This is a genomic window from Psychrobacter sp. SHUES1, assembly GCF_001652315.1.
Classification (GTDB): Bacteria; Pseudomonadota; Gammaproteobacteria; order Pseudomonadales; family Moraxellaceae; genus Psychrobacter; species Psychrobacter faecalis.
In genome coordinates this window covers 14,740-31,840 of record NZ_LXWA01000037.1, presented here as the reverse complement: position 1 = coordinate 31,840, position 17,101 = coordinate 14,740, and the positions used below count along the sequence as shown (strand labels likewise).

Genomic DNA, 17,101 nt, shown 5'->3' with positions numbered 1-17,101 from the left:
TTTATACATTGCTACTGATAAGTACTTATATTAATTGCTTTTATACAAAAGCTTGGAGCACACCCCATGAAAATTCGTTCACAAGTCGGCATGGTGCTTAACCTCGATAAATGTATCGGTTGTCACACCTGCTCGGTCACCTGTAAAAACGTTTGGACCAGCCGCGAAGGTATGGAATACGCGTGGTTCAACAACGTTGAGTCAAAGCCTGGTATCGGTTATCCCAAAGAGTGGGAAAATCAAAATAAATGGAACGGCGGCTGGATACGTAACGCCAACGGCACGATAAACCCGCGTATCGGTGGTAAGTTCCGCGTGTTGGCAAATATTTTTGCCAACCCTGACTTACCAGAGATTGATGATTATTACGAACCCTTTGATTTTGATTATCAGCATCTGCATACTGCTCCGCTCGGTAATTACTCGCCTATCGCCCGCCCGCGCTCAGCCATTACTGGCAAGCGTATGCAAAAGATTGAGTGGGGTCCGAACTGGGAAGAGATCCTCGGCTCAGAGTTTGAAAAACGCCGTAAAGATAAAAACTTTGACAATATCCAAGCCGATATTTACGGCCAGTACGAAAACACCTTTATGATGTACTTGCCGCGTCTGTGCGAGCATTGCTTGAACCCAACCTGCGTGGCGTCATGCCCAAGCGGCGCGATTTATAAGCGTGAAGAAGACGGCATTGTCTTGATTGACCAAGAAAAATGCCGCGGCTGGCGTATGTGTATCTCAGGCTGCCCGTACAAAAAGATTTACTACAACTGGAAATCGGGCAAGTCTGAAAAATGTATCTTCTGTTATCCGCGTATTGAAGCTGGTCTGCCAACGGTTTGTTCTGAAACCTGTGTTGGCCGTATTCGCTACTTAGGCGTCCTACTTTATGATGCGGACAAAATCGCCGAAGCCGCTAGCACCCCTAACGAGCAAGATTTGTATCAAGCACAGTTGGATGTATTCTTAGATCCTAATGATCCTGCGGTCATCGCCCAAGCGTTAAAAGACGGTGTACCACAATCGGTGATCGATTCAGCTCAGCGCTCGCCAGTTTATAAGCTGGCGATGGATTGGAAACTTGCTCTGCCACTGCATCCTGAGTACCGTACGCTACCGATGGTTTGGTATGTACCGCCATTATCACCAATTCAAAACGCCGCCGAAGCCGGTAAAGTTGGTATGGATGGTCTGATTCCAGACGTCGACAGCTTACGTATCCCGCTGCGCTATCTTGCCAACATGCTAACCGCGGGCGATGAAGAGCCAGTACGTTTGGCGCTAAAACGCCTACTTGCCATGCGTAGTTATAAGCGTATGCAATTGGTAGAAAAACAAGAAGTGCAAAGTATCTTGGACGATGTTGGTCTGACCAAACTGCAAGTAGAAGAGATGTATCGCTACTTGGCAATCGCCAATTACGAAGACCGTTTTGTGATTCCAACCGCGCACCGCGAAGAAGCCTTAAGTGACGCTTTTGCTGAGCGTAACGGTTGCGGCTTCACCTTTGGCGAAGGCTGTTCAGGACATTCTGACAACAGCATGTTTGGACAACGTAAAGCCAATCGCCGTGATTTCATCGATACTGTCCAAAAGTGGGAGTCATAAGATGCAAACTACTCAATTTCCTAACAGTCATTCCGTGCCTGAGCCTATGACGCCCCCGACTATCGGTGCTTCGGACTTGAAGCTGCTCAAAGTATTAAGCTTGCTGATAGATTATCCAAACAATGAGCTATTTAGTGGTGATACCCTCGCCGATTGTACCGAGATTGTCGCGCGCTCGACGCTGATTAGCCCAGAAGTACGCACGCAAATCATCGACTTAATCGAAGATTTAATTGATACCGGCTGCCTTGAAGCACAAGCGCGTTATGACGGTTTGTTTGAGCGCGGTCGTTCGCTATCGCTGTGGTTGTTTGAGCACGTACACGGCGAATCGCGTGATCGCGGTCAAGCGATGGTCGATTTGATGGGTCAATATGAAGCAGCCGGCTTTGAGATTAGCGTTAAAGAATTGCCCGACTATCTGCCTTTATACCTTGAGTTTTTAGCCTATCAAGCGTCGGTGATTAATGACGATATTCAGATTCGTATGGATATTGCCGATGTCAGCCATATTATCGCCCTGCTTGCTGCCCGATTAGAGGATCGCGGCAGTATTTATCAAGGCTGCTTTAATGCGCTATTGCAAATCGCTGGCAAGCCACTTGCTATCGTTGAAGAGTATCAAGAGCAAATCAGCAAAGAGCAGCGCGATGATACTTTTGAGGCGCTAGATAAAGAATGGGAAGAGGAAGTGGTGACGTTTTTGGATGCGCAGCAAGAAGATCGCTGCCCATCACAAACAAGCACCCAAAATCTTGCGGCCAAAGCGGGGGTTCGAACCACTCCCGCGACAAATACGGTCGATGCCCCTGTACATTGGGTCGATTTTAAAACCAGCCAACCGGTTAAACAATAATAAGGAGAGATGACATGAATATTGCAGATCCGAGTGTACAGTCTGTCGCCAACCTCAATTGGCTACAAATCTTCCTTTTTGGTGTTTATCCGTATATTGCGTTGACCATTGCAATCATTGGTACTTGGGTACGTTTTGATTTATCTCAGTATTCATGGAAATCGGGCTCAACGCAGATGCTCAGAAGCAAAAACATGCGCCTTGCCAGCAACCTCTTCCACGTCGGTATTATCGTCGTGTTACTTGGGCATTTATTTGGGATGTTGACGCCGCACTTTCTTTACGACCGCTTTATTAGCGCCGGTCATAAGCAGATTTTAGCGGTGGTCGTCGGTGGTATCGCAGGGGTATTTTGTTGGTTTGGTCTGGTCATGCTGCTATGGCGACGCTTTACCGATGAGCGTATCTCACACACCTCGACGTTCTCAGACAAGCTGGTACTGGTATTGTTATTTATTCAGCTTAATCTTGGCTTAATTTCTATCTTTACCTCAGTCAAGCATTTAGATGGTTATACCATGATGAATTTGGCCGGCTGGGCACAAGACATCACCATTTTAAGACCTTGGCAAGCAGCGGCACGTATTGAGCAGACTGACTTGATTTATCAGCTGCATATGGCGCTCGGTATCACACTGATTGCGATATTCCCGTTCACACGGCTTATTCATATTATCAGTGCACCAATTTGGTATTTCGGTCGCCGTTATCAGATTGTGAGAGAGAAACGTTCGCAATAGAAACGTTGCCAATAGAAATAGCCACAATAGTGATACAGCATTCAAGTTTAGATAAAGCTACGATACCATAAGATTCATTTCTAATGAATCTTATGGTAAAATATTAATTATTAGACCGCTAAACGCTCAATCCCAGCGTTTTTTAAAGCAGTTTAATCAAGGTTAATACGCTCATTTATTGAGCTAACGCTTCTAAACTTATCACTGTGTAAATCACTAAAGGATCCACCATGGCGTCACCAAAAACACTAGAGATCGTAAAAGCAACCGTTCCTGTACTTGAGGAGCATGGCACAGCAATTACGACCGTCTTTTATAAAAACATGTTCAACCAACACCCTGAACTCTTAGATATCTTTAACGAAACCAACCAAAAACTAGGCCGTCAGCAGACTGCACTAGCCATGACAGTTTTGGCCGCGGCAAAGCACTTGGACAAATTGGCTGTACTACTACCGCAAGTCACGCAAATCAGTCACAAACACCGCGCCTTGCAAATTTTGCCCGAGCACTACCCGATTGTTGGTCATCACTTAATAGGCGCTATCAAAGAAGTATTGGGCGAAGCCGCCAACGATGACATCATCGATGCGTGGACTGAAGCCTATGATGAAATTGCTGATGTTTTTATTCAGCTAGAAAAAACCATGTATGAGCAAGAAATGTGGGAAGGCTTTGCACCGTTTACAATCACTGAAAAAGTAGAAGCCGCGACAGATATCGCCGCCTTTACTGTCGTTCCCGTGAACGACGATATTGATTTAAGCAAATTAAGCCTGACCGCCGGTCAATACATCACGGTCAAAACCGACCCAGAAGACAGCGACCATCTTGCTCTACGTCATTATTCTTTATACTCAGCCACGAGCGATAAAGGCATCCAATTTGCCGTTAGACGCGACAACCGTAATGAGCATTATGGCTTGGTATCAAACCACTTACATGATCACTTAGACGTTGGCGATACGATTTTATTATCTGCACCCGCTGGTGATTTTGAGCTCAACCAAGACTTAATTCAACAAAATGATATTCCGTTGGTACTGGTGAGCGCAGGCGTTGGTGTCACCCCGATTTTGTCGATGTTAGAGGCGCAAGTCACCGCCAATCCAAAACGCCCTATCGTTTGGGTTTATGCTTGTCAGAATAAAGAGCATCATGCCTTTGATAGTAAAGTTAACGAATTACTTGCCGCCGCCGACAACGTAGAAAAGCACATTTTCTACTTTGAAGCTGGGCAAATCCTAGATGAAGCATGGCTTGCTAATTTACCGAAGCCTGCTGATATTTATGTCTGTGGTTCTATGATATTTATGGAAAGCATCATCGACGGCTTAATGGACTTAGACCACGGCGTTGATAGCGTTCATTATGAGCCGTTTGGCCCTAAAATGAGCCTAGAGCTGGCTTAAATGATCCATTTAATAAAGTATTGAGGGTGCGAAAAATACGCTCGATGCTTTATTAAGGAGATATAAAGTCAGTGTGCAATTGCCATAGAGCCACCTTTAAACGCTTCATTAGTGAGTAAATATTTAAAGGTGACTCTATTTTTTTGTTTAGACTTTTACAAATAGTCTTAAGTCTTATAGTTTTCATAAAACTTGTTTTAAAGCGAATTTTTATTAGCCATATTTTTCTCAGTAACATGATATCGTATTTTAAAATTTCTATTACCAAAACCCTTAGTGGAGTAACGCCATGACTGTCAGTACTTATAATCCAGCCGACCATGCAAACCATCAACACACTCATGGGCATAGTGACAATCATCATGGTCATAGCCATGCTCCGACGGGTCGTGGTGATGATATCTTGCGGGTTATGCCAACCTTAAATGATTTGCAAAAACCGCATTCTGACCAAGAGTTTATCGAAAAAGCCATGGCAGAAGAGCGCAGCAACCATAAAAATCTGATTGCCTCTAGCCGTGATGAGTTGCCATCGGTGACCGTCAATGGCGTGATGATAGATAGAACCACGATTGCCCAAGAGCTGCAATACCACCCTGCCCCAAATAAAGAAGATGCGGTGTTTTTAGCGACGCAAGCTTTGGTGGTGCGTGAACTCTTGCGCCTTGCCGTTTTAGATGAGCCAAGCCTTGGCGAGACAGCATGGCTTGACGATGAAGAAAAAGCCATCTCTGAATTAATAGAAAAAAACGTGCAAGCAACGATGCCCGATATGGCAACCTGCGAGCGCTATTATAAGCAGAATATCACTGACTTTAAGACCGACCCTATTATGAATGTCCGTCATATTTTGTTGGCATGTCCGCCAGAAGACGGCGATGAGCGATTAAAACTTAAAAAAACCGCTTACGAATTTATCGAACAAATCAAAAACAATGCCAACCCCGATGCCGAGTTTATCCAACTGGCGCGCCAGCATTCAGCTTGCCCATCAAAAGAGCAAGGCGGCGAGCTTGGTATTATTAATAAAGGTCAGACTGTACCAGAATTTGAAGGCGCGTTATTTAAAATGGATGCAGGACTGGCACCAAGCCCTATCGAGAGCCGTTATGGTTTTCATGTTGTCGACGTGCTAACCAAAGAGCCTGGCATTCAGATGACTTATGAGCAAGTCAGCCCTGCCATTCATAATAAGCTGAGCCAACAAGCCTTTCACCAATCCTTGTGCGATTACTTATTTACCTTAGCAAATGATGCCGATATCGAAGGTATCGAGATGTCACTTGAACAAGAAAACATATTCCGCGGCTAAACAATCTATTTTCATTCAATTAATTTTCATATGATAAAGCCGCATTATGATAGGTAGTGATGATATAAAATAGCTCGTATGGTATAACGTATCTTGTTAGGTTATACCATCTCGATAGCTAGATGACTTTAGGGCGTGTCTACATTTTAAAAATGGTGATAAAAATGAGATAAATTGCAGTCAAACAAGGAAAATAGCGCCGTTAATATCGGGATATTACCTAGCTATTTGATGAAGTTTGGCAAAATTTAGCCATTTTTAGCCCATTTAGATGTCCATCGATTGAATTGAAGACACGCCCTAGTCGTTGTATAAGCTAAATAGCTATCTCAGTTCAATATCAGTTCAATATATATAAATAAAATAAGTAGGGATTTATGATTACTGTCGCAGGGCTTACCGCAAAAATAACGCAGCGTATAGAAACGTATAACAATGACGATTTTCCGCTCAGCAGAAGAGACGTCGTAAGCTACGATTTATTAGACAGTCGCAATCAGATCTTGGCAACAGATATCGTCTCGCCGTTTGCTATCCCTAGACAAAATCTGTCGGCGATGGATGGTTATGCGTTGGCACAAGGCAGTACGCTTGACGCCGAAAGCACGATTGCAATCGTCGGTGAGTCGCAAGCGGGCAGTCCTTATAATGGTGACATTGTCGCAGGACAAGGGGTGCGTATCTTTACGGGTGCCGTCGTTCCTGACAGCTGTGATACGGTCGTCATGCAAGAAAACACCAATTTTGCCGCTATAAAAGACCGTATTGATAAATCAAAGCCTTATGATATGACGCTTAGCAAAACTGCTAATCCTAATGACAATATCCGTAAGCAAGGCGAAGAGATTGAAGCTAGGGATGTGGTATTACAAAAGGGTAAACGCTTAAATCCTACTGATATCAGCCTATTAGCGAATTTAGGCTTTGATAAGGTCGATGTTTATCAGCCTTTAATCGTTGGTGTACTTGCAACAGGCGATGAATTGGTGGCGATTGGCAATGAGCTAACCAGCCTAGCGCAAATCTATAATTCCAACACCCCGACGCTAAAAACCTTACTCTCAAGCTTACCCGTTACTGTTCGCGATTATGGCATCATTGCTGATGATTTAGATAAAACCACCGCTGCCGTAACCCAAGCGATGCAAGAGTGCGACGTCCTTATCTCTACCGCTGGCGTATCGGTTGGTGACTATGACTTTTTAACCACCGTCATTGAGCAGCTGGGGCAGATTAATCATTATAAAGTCGCCATGAAACCCGGCAAACCGTTTGTCTTTGGCGAGTTGACGCAAAATCTTGCCAAGCCGGTACTATACTTTGGTTTACCCGGCAATCCCCTATCAACTGTCGTTGGCAGCTTACAATTTGTCATTCCCGCTTTGTGGCAAATGGCAGGCGCTGCGCCCCAAGAGCGACCCATGCAGCTTAGCCTGACCGCCACCCTTAAAAACGATATCAAAAAATCAGCCGGACGAATGGACTTTCAAAGGGGCATTATGTCGCAGAATGCAGCCGGCGATTTTGAAGTGGAAAGCTTTAGCAAGCAGCAATCGCACCGTATCAAACAGCTGAGCCACGCCAATTGCTTTATTGTCTTGGCGCAAGATTCTGGCAATGTAGCCGCTGGCGAGCAAGTATTAGTTCAGTCTTTTTCTTGGTTATATAGTTAAGCGCTGCGTTATTAATAAGGGCTGCACTATTAATCCTTACATAGTGACTTAATGGTTACATAGTTAATAACTCTTTATGCCATTAATCGTGAGAAACTGAGGGTTTACTATCAAGTGCTATCTACTACTTTGGTGGTAGTTTTTAGCTCACTTACGGTGAATGGTTATTTGCGCGCAAGCTGTCATAATTAACTATAAATAGAATTTTCCACTCACAACCTGAGGCAACGCCTAAAAGTACACACTATACTTAATATTAATGGTAATCATCTATGAACCATCTTACCCCCAACGCAGGCAATGTGCAATTGTACTCGCCTGCCGCTGCACCTGCTATTTTTGACGGTGACTTGTCGTCGAAAACAGCTCTCTCGTCGACGTCTTCTCCGGTCACGCTCTCTCAACCATTAACCGATGGTTTCGCACGACGTCTTACCTATTTGCGTTTATCGATTACTGATTTTTGTAATTTTCGCTGTGAATATTGCCTGCCAAATGGCTATCAAGGCAAACCCCCACAAAACGAGCTCAGCGTCACTGAAATTGCTACCTTAATCCGCAGCTTTGCCCAAGTTGGCACCAAAAAAGTCAGGATTACCGGCGGTGAACCTTCTATACGCCGTGACGTGGTAGACATTATTAAAATCATCAAAAACACCGAAGGCATTGAAACGGTTGCTATGACCAGCAATGGCTATAAGCTTGGCAAGCATTTGGCTGCTTGGCAAGCGGCTGGACTGAATCAAATCAATATCAGTATGGATAGCTTTGATGCCGCGACTTTTCATAAGATGACAGGCTTTGATATGTTGCCGCAGCTGTTGGCTGATATGGATACCTTACTTGCGACCACAGATATTAAGCTAAAAATAAACAGTATTTTAATGGCAGAAACCGCCTTTGAAAATCTAATGAATGCGATCGACTATGTCAAAGACAGAGCCGTTACTTACCGCTTTATTGAATTTATGCAGACCAGTGACAACAGCGATTTGTTTTTTGCCCAGCACGCACAGTCTGACATCATCACCAATTATCTAATCAAGCACGGCTGGCAAACCCATGTCCGTGGCAGCAATGACGGTCCAGCGATAGAATATAGCCATCCAGATTATAAAGGCCGTATCGGTATGATTGCCCCTTATGCTGCCCACTTCTGTGACAGCTGCAATCGTCTGCGGGTTAGTAGCCAAGGTAAGGTGCATCTGTGTCTATTCGACCAAGGTAACTACGATATTCGTCCGTATCTCGAGCAAGACGATGTGGCCGGGCTTGTGAATACCTTGCACAGCTTTATGCCGATTAAACCTGAGCATCATCATCTTCACGAATCAAACAGCGGCATGATGAATAACTTGTCGATGATTGGCGGTTAGAATCAAAAATATACTAATAATCAAATTTTTCATTTTTTACCACAAGCGTATTTATTAAGGAACATTCATGAGTAAGCTGCAAGCACCCTTTACCCCGCTTAATATCGCCATCTTAACGGTTTCTGACAGTCGTACTCTTGCAGAAGATACCTCAGGGCAATATTTGGTCGACCAAGTGTCCGCAGCAGGGCATCAGCTGGCAGATCGTCAACTGATAATTGATGACATTTATAAAATCAGAGCCGTCATCAGTAACTGGATTGCCGACCCAGATGTGCACGCTATTATCACCACGGGCGGTACTGGTTTTTATATCCGCGACAGTATGCCAGAAGCGGTTGGCGTATTATTTGATAAATCAGTCGATGGCTTTGGCGAAATGTTCCGCTTAATCTCAAAAGACGATATCGGCATGTCTACCATCCAATCTCGCGCCGTTGCTGGTATGGCAAACGGTACGGGCATTTTTTGCCTGCCCGGTTCGTCAGGTGCTTGCCGCACTGCGTGGGAAGGTATCTTACAAGAGCAGCTCGATAGCCGCACGCGCCCTTGTAACTTTGTGCCGCACTTTATGCGCACCAATCCAGGTCACGATTGATTGATGCTGGAAGTTGCAGACAGCTTAATCAAAGCTGATGAACTCAGCCGCTTAGCCGGTATCGTTATCTTAGCAGGCGGCGCCTCCAAACGTATGGGGTCGCCAAAAGCTGAGCTTATCTTGCCAACAGCTGAGCGTTTGCTTGATTATCATGTCAGACAAGCGCTTGAATTAAGCGCTGCGATGATGAGCAATCTACCTATTATGATTGCTGATAACGGACGTGGTTTTAGCGTCAATGCAGATTTGTCTAAGAAAAAACTGCCGTCGCCAATTTTCCATATTACTGATTATCTTTCTACTAACACTCTTTCTAGTAAAAGTGTTTCTAAAAAAGATGATAAACCGATTGAAACCGGCGGCGCGTTGGTAGCGATTGAGGCAGCGCTGCAATCATTAAAGCGTTTGGCAAGTTCAAACCCATTAACGAAAAACGCAAACTGGCAGCAATCTTGGCTACTGGTCATTAGCTGTGATAGCTTGATTCCTATCAGCGATTTATGGCAAAAACTGCAACCTTATATCACGCAAGCTGACGACAAGTCTGTCATTTGCCTGACCGATGACAGTCATTTATATCCATTATTAGGTTTATATCGTTTAAGTATTGAGACTGAGTTAAAGCAATATATTGACGACGGACAGCGGCAAGTAATGAAATTTATTAAGCCGATTGTGCAGCCTGTACCCTTTACCAAAGCATGGCAAGCGTTAACCAATTTTAATAGGCCTAAAGATTTTGCCCGTGCTTGTTTAGCCTTGAACAACTTATAAAAAGGTTTATTTAAAGGTTTGGTTAAAGAAAGCAACTTTAAGAAAAATGAGCCCTTTAAGAGAAATAAAGAATGAATAGCGATAGTCAAAAAGACAACAACCAAGCGACCAAACAAGCAACTAAGCTACCAAGTAACCAGTCTGGCTTATCGCATCTAGATAGCGACGGTGATATCACCATGGTCGATGTGAGTGGTAAAACGGCTAGTACCAGAGAAGCCCATGCAAGCGGACAGGTCGTTTTTCCTGCGGACATCTATAAGCAAATCAAAGCTGCTGATGGTATGACCAAAAAAGGCAGCATTACTCAAACCGCTCATATTGCTGGTATCATGGCAGCCAAACGCACCCACGACCTGATTCCCCTTTGTCACCCCCTGCCCTTAGATAAAATTGGTCTAAGCTTTGCATACGATGATGCCCATCATAGCATTACCGTGACCGCCACCGTGAAAGTCACTCATAAAACTGGGGTGGAAATGGAAGCATTAACCGCCGTTAGCGTCGCCTGCTTGACCATTTATGATATGACCAAAGCCATCTCGCATGACATTGTGATTGATAATATCCATCTCATGAAAAAAACTGGCGGTAAATCCGACTATCAGCATAAGTAAGAATGATTTAAAAAAATAAAGTTCTGAAAAGCATACCGTTAGACAGTGAACAAGCAGTTTATAAATAAGGGAGATTGCTATGAGCAGCTTAGTAGAAAGCAATACAGACTCTAAGTTAGAAACCATGATGAATATCAACGTCTTATATTTTGCCAGCTTAGCCGATGAAGCCAATTGCCATGAAGAAAAAATCACGGTGCCACAGTCGACTTCATTGACCGAACTCTATGAGCAGCTGCGCCAAAAGCATCGTTTTAGCCGTCCGCAGTCGGAGCTACGGGTGGCGGTAAATGACTATTTTGCCAAGTGGACGGATGAGATTTATGATGGCGATAGTGTGGTTTTTATCACGCCAGTTGCTGGTGGTTAATTTAACATAGCTTTTTATTAACCTACTCATTTATCCTTTTTTATCAATCTACTTTTTATGAGCGTCGTGACTTTACGCGATGCTTAAAAGTTAAAAATCTTGTTAAACGAAATTGCTAAATAATAGGCAGAAAAAATGACAGACAACGTACATGGCCAATCGATGAGCATTAAACGCAGTATCGATGAAGCGTACCTCATCGCTGAACGTGATGGTTTTGCGCTGTTAGATACCGATATTGACGAAAGTCGCCTTAAGAAAACGCTCGATAATGACAGCTGCGGCGCCTTTGTCTGCTTTGAAGGCCGCGTACGCAACCATAATAATGCCACAAGCGTCAATCGTCTAACCTACTATGGCTATGAAGATTTGGCCATCAATCAAGGCCGCGCCATCATCAAAGAGGCCAAAAAGCGCTTTGAGATTCTCGATGCCATTGCTATCCATCGCATTGGCGCGCTAGAGATTGGCGATGTAGCGGTTTGGGTTGGTGTGGTTTCTGCCCATCGCTATCCTGCTTTTGACGCTTGCCGCTGGATATTAGATACCATTAAAGCCGATATTCCGGTGTGGAAACAGGAATACTATCAAGATGATTCTTCAAAATGGCTGAGCAATAATGGTTAATTAACGGTTAATTAATGATGACTCACTCAATAACATTGATGAAAAATAGGTAGTCGTGATATGCATATCGTTTAGAAAATAATTAAGCCAATAACTATAAAAAACTGATGTATACTGCAAAATTATTCATTTTTACTGACTATTGTTCTTTTTTAAAGTAGAGGATATAGGTTATGCAATCAAAACTATCAAATGCTCAGCATCAACCCATTACCAATTTTTCTTATTTAAAACGGTATAAATCGATAGCAACATTGGGCGCATCCGCGTGCTTGGCTTTGGCACTAGGCGCTTGTAGCCAAGAAAACAGCCCTAATGAAACCGCAGTGGTTACAGAAAACGCACCACAGACCACTCAACCTAGTGAAGCCATTCGCATTGCTGCCGCCGCCAATTTATCGGACGTATTGCCTGAAATCATCGAAGGTTATAAAAAAGATAAGAACCTGCCCAATCAAGAGATCGAGGTTACCTTTGCTTCTTCAGGTAAGCTATATTCGCAAATCACTGCCGGCGCACCTTACGATATTTTCTTAGCAGCCAACCAAGAGTTTCCGGCCAAATTGGTCGATGATATGTTTAAAGGTGACAGCAGTCGGACGCCGTTTACCTATACTCAAGGTCAACTCTCCATTTATAGCGCGGCCAAGCCGGTTGATAGTTTGAATCAGAGTACACTGACTGAGTTATTAAAGCGTGATGACAAGACGAAAATTACTATTGCCAACCCTGAGCTTGCGCCTTATGGCGAATCTGCCAAGGCTTATTTACAAGCACAGAACCTTTACGACTCTCTAACGGCACAAAAGCGCATCATTCAGGCGGAAAATATTGGCCAAGCCTTTCAATATGCCCACACAGGTAATGTCGATTATGGCTTTGTCGCCCAGTCGCAAGTGACCGCCATCAAAGCGACGCCTGAGCAATTTTATATTTTACCAGCCGACTCTTATCCTGCTATCCTGCAGGACGGTATCGTTATTACCGATGTTGCTAGCGCAGCAGATTTTACTGATTACCTGCGCTCGCCTGCTGGACAGGCTTATTTTGCTAAAGCGGGTTATTTGGCTGTTAAGTAGCTTGTTTGCAGCAATCTATCGAAAGAATAGGTACGGCTTAGGTTTGCTCAAGTGAGTACTTTAGCCCTTGATATGCTTGCCTTCGTGAAATAAGTGAAATGTGACATAAGTGACACGTTATCAAGGCAAGCTATCTATAAATAACATGGCATCATAAATAATGTCCTATCAGTGGCGCACTGGATAAAAGGTAGATAGATAATCACGCTATGACGTCCCAGTTTCTTATTTCAGACATGCTGCTGCCGGTATGGGTAAGCATCAAGCTTGCCAGCATTACCACCCTTTGCTTATTGTTATTTGCAACGCCACTCGCCTATTGGCTTGCCAAGCCTAGCCGCGGAAATATCGTTGGGCGCATAAAGATTCTATTGATGGGCATCATTGCGATGCCCCTTGTTTTGCCCCCTACCGTCATTGGTTTTTATTTATTATTATTACTCAGCCCGAGCGTCGGTATTGGACAATGGCTTATCGAGCATAATATCAGCCCTTTGGTTTTTACCTTTGAAGGGCTGGTGATCGGCTCTATCATCTACTCCTTACCCTTTTATATTCAGCCCGTCTATGCTCAGTTTTTGCGTATTCCTCAAAGCGTAATGGAAGTGGCAAGCTTATTAGAGCCTAGCCGTCTTAGACGTTTTATAAAAATTGTCCTACCGCAAGCGCGTATCGGTATTATTCTAGGCGGCTTAATCAGTTTTGCGCATACCATTGGCGAATTTGGCGTGGTACTGATGATAGGGGGCAGCATTTCAGGTGAGACCAAGGTTGTCTCTATTGCGATATATGAGCAAGTAGAGGCGCTAAATTATGAAGCAGCGCACCTGATGTCGGGGATTCTTATTATTATGGGTGTTATTATGGTGGCGCTGATTGCTACTGTCAGTCGGCTTAATCAGCGCCCATAAGCACTTGTTTTATAAACCAATAACAAGTCAAATTTCTTGTTGTAAGCAATCAAACTTCTGGCTTACGGCTTTTTTTCGCCAAATCCAAATCGCTGGCATAAGCAAATAAAGCCGGCGCACCGCCAGTATGCCAAAACAACACACTATCGGTTTTCTTAATCTTCCCCCTACGAATCATATCGATAAGTCCGCCCATCGCGCGACCAGTATAAACAGGGTCGACCAATATCCCTTCTGTTTGCGCCGTTAAAGCAATCGCCTCATTTTCTAATGCACCCACTACGCCATAGCCTGCGCCAACATAATCAGAGTTAAGAATCAAATCTGACGCGGTAAATTCATAATCTGTCTTGATTAATTTTGCCGTGCTATTAGCAAGCGCTAGCGTATATTGATCAAAGGCGACTTTATCGGTTTCGCTTTTATCAATATTAATACCGACGATTTGATAAGGTGAGTTAAAGATTTTATTGCCAAGCATTAGGCCTGCTTGCGTACCGCCAGAGCTTGAGGCAAATACGATATGGGTCAAGGATATATCCAGGCTTTGACGCTGCAATTCTAGCTCTTTAAACGCCTCTACAAAGGCTAACGCCCCAAGCTCGCTTGAACCACCGTACGGCACCACGTAGACGTTTTTACCTTGGTTGGTTAATTGCTCAACGATGCTAGGAATGTCCTCGCCTTTGCGATGATTGCCTGCCCAGTGGATATGACAACCAAACAGCTTATCTAGTAAAAGGTTGCCATTTGCCTGCTCCGGCTCTTCACCGCCCAAGACTAAATGACACTCTAGTCCTAAGCTTGCCGCCGCCGCTGCTGTCTGACGGCAATGGTTTGACTGTATCGCGCCCGCAGTGATGATGGTATCGGCACCTTTGGCAAGAGCGTCACCGAGGATAAATTCAAGCTTGCGGGTTTTGTTGCCACCCAATGCCAGCCCCGTATTGTCATCTCTTTTCATATAGATTTTGGGACCGCCCAAGGCTTGACTCAATCGTTTCAGCTCAACCAGCGGGGTTGGAAAAAAGCCTAACGGCTCTCTAGGTATGTGGTTATATTCCATGTTATTTTCTATCCTTATTAACAATAGCCATGTAAAATTTAGCTATTAGCACAGCATACAATAGAAATATAAGTCACGCCGCTACTATTTAAAATGAGCAGACACAAAAAAACCCCAAACAATCTAATGTTTGAGGCGAAACTTGCTTAGACTTAACAGTCTAAATTCGTTTTCTAATACTACAGAAAATGGCGCAGCGGACGGGACTCGAACCCGCGACCCCCGGCGTGACAGGCCGGTATTCTAACCAACTGAACTACCGCTGCTTAGGTCGTCTTTAGCATGTCGTCTTCTAAAAGACCCACTCGCTAAATGAGTGGTGGGTGATGACGGATTCGAACCGCCGACATTCTGCGTGTAAGGCAGACGCTCTACCAACTGAGCTAATCACCCTGAAAAGCGTTAAAAAATTGCACTGCAATTTTAGCTTCGCAAGGGAAATCCTTTAAATAGAATTTCCTGAAAGTTTTAACATTCAAAGCTGTCACCCTTTAAATAACTTTCAACAGAAGAGAACTAACTAAAGCCTCGCTCTGTGGGTGTGTATTATATAGATTTACACATGGCTGTCAAACCCTATTTGCCTTTTTCTTGCGTATTTTTTCTTAATTTAGCAGCAATTTATGCAAACCTATGTTTTTATTGGCTTTATATTTTACATAAAATTAATAATTTCTCTAGCTTATTATTTATTTGGCCGCTAATGCTTGTTCAATATCTGCTTTCAGGGCTTCAGGCTTCGTCGTTGGCGCATAACGGTCAATCACTTGCCCATCGGCACCAATCAAAAACTTAGTAAAATTCCATTTGATACCATCTGTCAGCAGCCCGCCTTTTTGGTCTTTAAGCCAATCAAAAATCGGATGCGCATCTTTACCGTTGACATCAATTTTTGCCATCATTGGAAAGCTGACGCCATAATTTTTTTGGCAAAACGTGCCAATCTCCTCGTTAGTCCCAGGGTCTTGCGCGCCGAACTGATTACAAGGAAAGCCAATCACCACTAATCCTTGCTCTTTATATTGTTGATACAGCGCCTCTAGGCCTTCAAACTGCGGCGTAAAGCCGCATTTACTGGCGGTATTGACGATTAATAATACTTTGCCCTTATAATCAGCAAAGGCTTGCGAGGTGCCATCCATACGTTCAGCGGTAAAATCGTAAATAGTGCTCATGATTCATCCTTAAATTGATTGTTTTATTATTTTTACTATTAACGTGCGTACTGATAAGAAAAAAGGAAGCACCGCGTACTTCCCTTTTATCATGCTAACTTTGACTAAAACATTGATTATATTAATACTTATTATTCAGCTTTATCCAAATCGATAGACACTGAGTTGATACAGTAGCGCATACCAGTGGTCTCACGTGGGCCATCAGGGAATACGTGTCCCAAATGCGCGCCGCAATTGCTACACGTCACTTCGGTACGGCGCATGCCAAGTGAATTGTCTTCGTGCTCATCGATAGCGCTATTATCGATACTCTGATCGAAGCTTGGCCAGCCGCAACCGGCGTCAAACTTATTGTCCGACTCAAACAAGCTGGCACCGCAGCCTTTACAGCGGTAGATACCTTTATCATTGACATCGTTATAAACGCCGGTAAATGGACGCTCTGTGCCCTTCTCGCGCATGACGTGATACTCGTCGGCACTTAAACGCGCTTTCCAATCTGCGTCGGTCAATTGGCTGATTTCTTCTTTGCTTAATTGATTGTCTTGCATCTTTTATCCTTATTAAATGATTGGTTATCTCATTTGCGATATGTCAGTTACTGACCAATTTATCGTACGTTTTTATAAAAACGCTAGGCTTTATCTGCTGCTGATTGTCTGACTATTCAAGGTAGTGATTATAAAAGTCCTCAATCTAGCAGTGTAAAGTTTCAGGTTTAAAGAAATAACATTAGAGATAGAGAAGTAAAATATAGCAAATTACGCTGCCGCCTAAATCAGTAAAGTTGTAATTTTATTAAACGCGCATTTGGCTCATTTTTTTATTGCTGAAAAATCACGATAGATTGCAAGTTATTCTTGCATTAAATATCAACTTTATAAAAATTCTGTCTTTAGACTTGCAT

General features: G+C 43.7%; 17 protein-coding genes and 2 tRNA genes. 14 read left to right on the top strand and 5 right to left on the bottom strand.

Annotated features, from left to right (window positions below; genetic code table 11):
* Window positions 1-66: 66 nt before the first annotated feature.
* The 14 genes from narH (at window position 67) to modB (ending at window position 13,950) form a co-directional block, all read left to right on the top strand.
* Window positions 67-1,605, top strand: a complete 1,539-nt coding sequence (gene narH / locus A7325_RS04365; protein WP_068404987.1) for a nitrate reductase subunit beta — start codon at window positions 67-69, stop codon at window positions 1,603-1,605.
* A 46-nt stretch (window positions 1,606-1,651) separates the two neighbouring features.
* Window positions 1,652-2,461, top strand: a complete 810-nt coding sequence (gene narJ, locus A7325_RS04360) for a nitrate reductase molybdenum cofactor assembly chaperone (RefSeq protein ID WP_068405004.1) — start codon at window positions 1,652-1,654, stop codon at window positions 2,459-2,461.
* Between the two features lie 14 nt (window positions 2,462-2,475).
* Entirely contained in the window at window positions 2,476-3,201 is a 726-nt protein-coding gene (gene narI / locus A7325_RS04355) for a respiratory nitrate reductase subunit gamma (protein WP_068404985.1), read from the top strand.
* Between the two features lie 230 nt (window positions 3,202-3,431).
* Window positions 3,432-4,613 carry a globin domain-containing protein gene (locus A7325_RS04350; protein WP_068404983.1) on the top strand — a complete coding sequence of 394 codons (1,182 nt, stop codon included), beginning with the start codon at window positions 3,432-3,434 and terminating at the stop codon, window positions 4,611-4,613.
* Between the two features lie 289 nt (window positions 4,614-4,902).
* On the top strand, window positions 4,903-5,925 hold the full coding sequence (locus tag A7325_RS04345) for a peptidylprolyl isomerase (protein WP_082894284.1): 1,023 nt from the start codon (window positions 4,903-4,905) through the stop codon (window positions 5,923-5,925).
* 377 nt (window positions 5,926-6,302) lie between these two features.
* On the top strand, window positions 6,303-7,598 hold the full coding sequence (gene glp / locus A7325_RS04340) for a gephyrin-like molybdotransferase Glp (protein WP_068404981.1): 1,296 nt from the start codon (window positions 6,303-6,305) through the stop codon (window positions 7,596-7,598).
* Between the two features lie 272 nt (window positions 7,599-7,870).
* Window positions 7,871-8,974 (top strand): GTP 3',8-cyclase MoaA, encoded by a 1,104-nt coding sequence (gene moaA / locus A7325_RS04335; RefSeq protein ID WP_068404979.1) that lies wholly within the window; start codon window positions 7,871-7,873, stop codon window positions 8,972-8,974.
* A 67-nt stretch (window positions 8,975-9,041) separates the two neighbouring features.
* A complete protein-coding gene (moaB, locus tag A7325_RS04330; protein ID WP_068404978.1) occupies window positions 9,042-9,572 on the top strand; it encodes a molybdenum cofactor biosynthesis protein B in 531 nt (176 codons plus the stop codon).
* Between the two features lie 3 nt (window positions 9,573-9,575).
* Complete coding sequence (locus A7325_RS04325; protein WP_068404976.1) at window positions 9,576-10,346, top strand: molybdenum cofactor guanylyltransferase; 771 nt, start codon at window positions 9,576-9,578, stop codon at window positions 10,344-10,346.
* Between the two features lie 71 nt (window positions 10,347-10,417).
* Window positions 10,418-10,963, top strand: a complete 546-nt coding sequence (moaC, locus tag A7325_RS04320; protein WP_082894283.1) for a cyclic pyranopterin monophosphate synthase MoaC — start codon at window positions 10,418-10,420, stop codon at window positions 10,961-10,963.
* A 79-nt stretch (window positions 10,964-11,042) separates the two neighbouring features.
* Window positions 11,043-11,333 (top strand): MoaD/ThiS family protein, encoded by a 291-nt coding sequence (locus A7325_RS04315; protein ID WP_068404975.1) that lies wholly within the window; start codon window positions 11,043-11,045, stop codon window positions 11,331-11,333.
* Between the two features lie 135 nt (window positions 11,334-11,468).
* Window positions 11,469-11,960, top strand: coding sequence for a molybdenum cofactor biosynthesis protein MoaE (locus A7325_RS04310; protein WP_068404974.1), 492 nt, complete (start codon window positions 11,469-11,471; stop codon window positions 11,958-11,960).
* A 173-nt stretch (window positions 11,961-12,133) separates the two neighbouring features.
* Window positions 12,134-13,039: a molybdate ABC transporter substrate-binding protein gene (gene modA, locus A7325_RS04305; protein ID WP_082894282.1), complete on the top strand. Its 906-nt coding sequence runs from the start codon at window positions 12,134-12,136 to the stop codon at window positions 13,037-13,039.
* 209 nt (window positions 13,040-13,248) lie between these two features.
* The gene (gene modB, locus A7325_RS04300; protein ID WP_068404973.1) at window positions 13,249-13,950 is read left to right on the top strand and encodes a molybdate ABC transporter permease subunit; all 702 of its coding nucleotides are present in this window, start codon (window positions 13,249-13,251) and stop codon (window positions 13,948-13,950) included.
* Window positions 13,951-13,999: 49 nt separating this feature from the next.
* On the opposite strand, the gene A7325_RS04295 is transcribed toward modB, so the two are convergent.
* The 5 genes from A7325_RS04295 to msrB form a co-directional block, all read right to left on the bottom strand.
* Window positions 14,000-15,016, bottom strand: a complete 1,017-nt coding sequence (locus A7325_RS04295; protein ID WP_068404971.1) for a D-cysteine desulfhydrase family protein — start codon at window positions 15,014-15,016, stop codon at window positions 14,000-14,002.
* A gap of 189 nt (window positions 15,017-15,205) precedes the next feature.
* Window positions 15,206-15,282, bottom strand: a tRNA-Asp gene (locus A7325_RS04290).
* Between the two features lie 51 nt (window positions 15,283-15,333).
* Window positions 15,334-15,409, bottom strand: a tRNA-Val gene (locus A7325_RS04285).
* Between the two features lie 296 nt (window positions 15,410-15,705).
* Window positions 15,706-16,191 carry a glutathione peroxidase gene (locus A7325_RS04280; RefSeq protein ID WP_068404969.1) on the bottom strand — a complete coding sequence of 162 codons (486 nt, stop codon included), beginning with the start codon at window positions 16,189-16,191 and terminating at the stop codon, window positions 15,706-15,708.
* A 131-nt stretch (window positions 16,192-16,322) separates the two neighbouring features.
* Entirely contained in the window at window positions 16,323-16,745 is a 423-nt protein-coding gene (msrB, locus tag A7325_RS04275) for a peptide-methionine (R)-S-oxide reductase MsrB (protein ID WP_068404968.1), read from the bottom strand.
* Window positions 16,746-17,101: the final 356 nt, after the last annotated feature.

Coding starts and splice junctions, on each gene's coding strand:
- msrB (WP_068404968.1), bottom strand. CDS start 16,745: ATGCAAGACAATCAATTAAGCAAAGAAGAAATCAGCCAATTGACCGAC.
- A7325_RS04350 (WP_068404983.1), top strand. CDS start 3,432: ATGGCGTCACCAAAAACACTAGAGATCGTAAAAGCAACCGTTCCTGTA.
- narJ (WP_068405004.1), top strand. CDS start 1,652: ATGACGCCCCCGACTATCGGTGCTTCGGACTTGAAGCTGCTCAAAGTA.
- A7325_RS04310 (WP_068404974.1), top strand. CDS start 11,469: ATGACAGACAACGTACATGGCCAATCGATGAGCATTAAACGCAGTATC.
- A7325_RS04280 (WP_068404969.1), bottom strand. CDS start 16,191: ATGAGCACTATTTACGATTTTACCGCTGAACGTATGGATGGCACCTCG.
- moaB (WP_068404978.1), top strand. CDS start 9,042: ATGAGTAAGCTGCAAGCACCCTTTACCCCGCTTAATATCGCCATCTTA.
- narI (WP_068404985.1), top strand. CDS start 2,476: ATGAATATTGCAGATCCGAGTGTACAGTCTGTCGCCAACCTCAATTGG.
- glp (WP_068404981.1), top strand. CDS start 6,303: ATGATTACTGTCGCAGGGCTTACCGCAAAAATAACGCAGCGTATAGAA.
- A7325_RS04325 (WP_068404976.1), top strand. CDS start 9,576: ATGCTGGAAGTTGCAGACAGCTTAATCAAAGCTGATGAACTCAGCCGC.
- moaA (WP_068404979.1), top strand. CDS start 7,871: ATGAACCATCTTACCCCCAACGCAGGCAATGTGCAATTGTACTCGCCT.
- narH (WP_068404987.1), top strand. CDS start 67: ATGAAAATTCGTTCACAAGTCGGCATGGTGCTTAACCTCGATAAATGT.
- modA (WP_082894282.1), top strand. CDS start 12,134: ATGCAATCAAAACTATCAAATGCTCAGCATCAACCCATTACCAATTTT.
- moaC (WP_082894283.1), top strand. CDS start 10,418: ATGAATAGCGATAGTCAAAAAGACAACAACCAAGCGACCAAACAAGCA.
- A7325_RS04345 (WP_082894284.1), top strand. CDS start 4,903: ATGACTGTCAGTACTTATAATCCAGCCGACCATGCAAACCATCAACAC.
- A7325_RS04315 (WP_068404975.1), top strand. CDS start 11,043: ATGAGCAGCTTAGTAGAAAGCAATACAGACTCTAAGTTAGAAACCATG.
- A7325_RS04295 (WP_068404971.1), bottom strand. CDS start 15,016: ATGGAATATAACCACATACCTAGAGAGCCGTTAGGCTTTTTTCCAACC.
- modB (WP_068404973.1), top strand. CDS start 13,249: ATGACGTCCCAGTTTCTTATTTCAGACATGCTGCTGCCGGTATGGGTA.